1 protein-coding gene is annotated in these 2766 nt (G+C 56.4%); it reads left to right on the top strand.

What is annotated here, in order from left to right:
• Positions 1-32: 32 nt before the first annotated feature.
• A complete protein-coding gene (ppdK, locus tag OEL57_RS16010; protein WP_300741852.1) occupies positions 33-2711 on the top strand; it encodes a pyruvate, phosphate dikinase in 2679 nt (892 codons plus the stop codon).
• Positions 2712-2766: the final 55 nt, after the last annotated feature.

Raw genomic sequence — 2766 nt, 5'->3', positions numbered from 1 at the left:
TAGTAAAACTGATCTCATTCAAGGAGGACGCAATGGCAGAGAAGTACGTGTACTTTTTCGGGAATGGCAAGGCTGAAGGCCGGGCCGACATGAAGAATCTGTTGGGCGGCAAAGGGGCCAACCTGGCAGAAATGACCAGCATCGGGCTACCGGTACCGCCGGGCTTTACCATCAGTACCGAGGTTTGTACCTACTATTATGCCAATGGCGAAACCTATCCAGCTTCTCTGACTGCTGAAGTTGAAGCTCACCTGAAGCAGGTTGAAGGGATCATGGAGCGCACCTTTGGCGATGCCAAGAATCCGCTGCTGGTTTCGGTTCGTTCCGGTGCCCGGGCCTCCATGCCGGGTATGATGGATACCATCCTTAACCTGGGCCTGAACGATACCACGGTGCAGGGGATCATCGCCCAGTCCGGTGATGAGCGCTTTGCCTATGATGCCTACCGTCGTTTTGTGCAGATGTACTCAGATGTTGTGATGGGGATGGACAAGCATGCCCTGGAGCATCTGCTGGAACTGAAAAAGGCTGAGAAAAATGTCCATCTTGATACTGATCTGACCGCAGCAGACTGGAAGGATCTGGTGGCCCAGTTCAAAGCAAAGATCAAGGCAGAGCTTGGTCAGGAGTTCCCGGAAGATCCCAAGCAGCAACTCTGGGGTGCCATTGGCGCCGTGTTCGGCTCCTGGATGAACCAGCGTGCCATCACCTACCGCAAGCTCAACAACATCCCGGCTGATTGGGGCACTGCCGTTAACGTGCAGTCCATGGTCTATGGCAACATGGGTGAGGATTGCGCCACCGGCGTTGCCTTTACCCGTGATCCCTCCACCGGTGACAACTATTTCTACGGCGAGTATCTGGTTAATGCCCAGGGTGAGGACGTTGTGGCCGGCATCCGCACCCCGCAGCCGATCAACAATCATCAGAAAAAGCCGGGCGACCTGCCTTCCATGGAAGAAGTGCTGCCGGAATGTTATCATCAGCTGGCTGATATCAGAAGCATCCTTGAGAAACACTACAAGGATATGCAGGATATCGAGTTTACCATCGAGAAGGGCAAGCTGTTCATGCTGCAGACCCGTAACGGCAAGCGTACTGCCCAGGCTGCCATCAAGGTTGCGGTGGATATGGTTGCGGAAGGGCTGATTGACGAGAAGACCGCTGTACTGCGGGTTGCACCTTCCCAGTTGGATCAACTGCTGCACCCTTCGCTGGACCCCAAGGCAGAGAAGAAGATCATTGCCAAAGGCCTGCCTGCCTCCCCCGGCGCTGCCGGTGGTACCGTCGTCTTTACCGCTGATGAGGCTGAAGAGCTGGCCAAGAACGGCAAGAAGGTGATTCTGGTCCGGATCGAGACCTCACCGGAAGATATCCACGGCATGCATGCCGCACAAGGCATCCTGACCGCCCGTGGCGGTATGACCTCCCACGCTGCCGTTGTTGCCCGTGGTATGGGCAAGTGCTGCGTGGCTGGCTGCGGCGACATCAAGGTCAACTATGCTGACCAAAGCTTTGTTGCCAAGGATGGGGTGGTGGTCAAGAAGGGCGATATGATTACCCTGGACGGTTCCACCGGACAGGTTATGCTGGGCGAAGTCAAGACCGTACCACCGCAACTGACCGGCGACTTTGGCAGGCTGATGGTCTGGGTTGATAAAGTCCGCACGTTGAAGGTCCGTACCAACGCAGACACTCCCCATGATGCCAAGGTTGCCCGCGAGTTTGGCGCTGAAGGGATCGGCCTCTGCCGTACCGAGCATATGTTCTTTGATGCCGAGCGGATTGCTGCCGTGCGTGAGATGATCCTGGCTGCTGATGTTGAGGGGCGTGAGAAGGCGCTGGCCAAGATCCTGCCAATGCAGAAGGGTGATTTTATCGGTCTGTTCCGTGAGATGAAGGGGCTGCCGGTCACCATCCGTCTGCTTGATCCGCCGCTGCATGAGTTCCTGCCCCAGCAAGACAAGGATATTGACGAACTGGCCGCCACCATGAAGGTCTCAGCCGGCACGCTCAAGGCCAAGGTTGAGTTTCTGCATGAATTCAACCCGATGCTGGGCCACCGTGGCTGCCGTCTGGGTATCACCTTCCCTGAGATCTATGACATGCAGGTGCGGGCCATCATGGAAGCGGCCTGTGAACTGGTCAAGAACGAAGGTTTCTCCATCGTGCCGGAGATCATGATTCCGCTGATCGCAACCGTGAAAGAACTGGCTGTGCTCAAGGCCAATGCCGTTAAGATCTGCGATGAAGTCATCGCCCAGTATGGCGTGAAGCTGGAATACCTGATCGGCACCATGATCGAACTGCCTCGCGCTGCCCTGACCGCCGATGAGATCGCAGTAGAAGCCGAGTTCTTCTCCTATGGCACCAACGACCTGACCCAGACCACCTTTGGTCTGTCCCGTGACGATGCTGGCAAGTTCCTGCCGTTCTACGTGGATGCCGGTATCCTGCCGGAAGATCCGTTTGTCTCCCTGGATCAGAACGGCGTTGGCCAACTGGTCAAGATGGGCTGTGAGAAGGGCCGTTCCACCCGCCCCAACATCAAGCTAGGTATCTGCGGTGAGCACGGCGGTGATCCTGAATCGGTCATCTTCTGCCACAAGATCGGTCTGGATTATGTTTCCTGCTCACCACTCCGGGTGCCTATTGCCCGTCTGGCTGCCGCCCATGCCGCACTGGGTGGGGGAACTGATAACACCAAGTAAGCTTGTTGCGATAATCGTAAAAAGGGCGACACCATGCCGGTGCCGCCCTTTTTAT

The organism is Trichlorobacter sp. (assembly GCF_030247655.1).
GTDB lineage: Bacteria > Desulfobacterota > Desulfuromonadia > Geobacterales > Pseudopelobacteraceae > Trichlorobacter.
Note: the sequence above shows the minus strand (reverse complement) of the source record. Positions and strands in the feature narration are given on the sequence as shown.

Bases quoted from the DNA above. Each gene is read 5' to 3' on its own strand.
- ppdK (WP_300741852.1), top strand. From the start codon at position 33: ATGGCAGAGAAGTACGTGTACTTTTTCGGGAATGGCAAGGCTGAAGGC.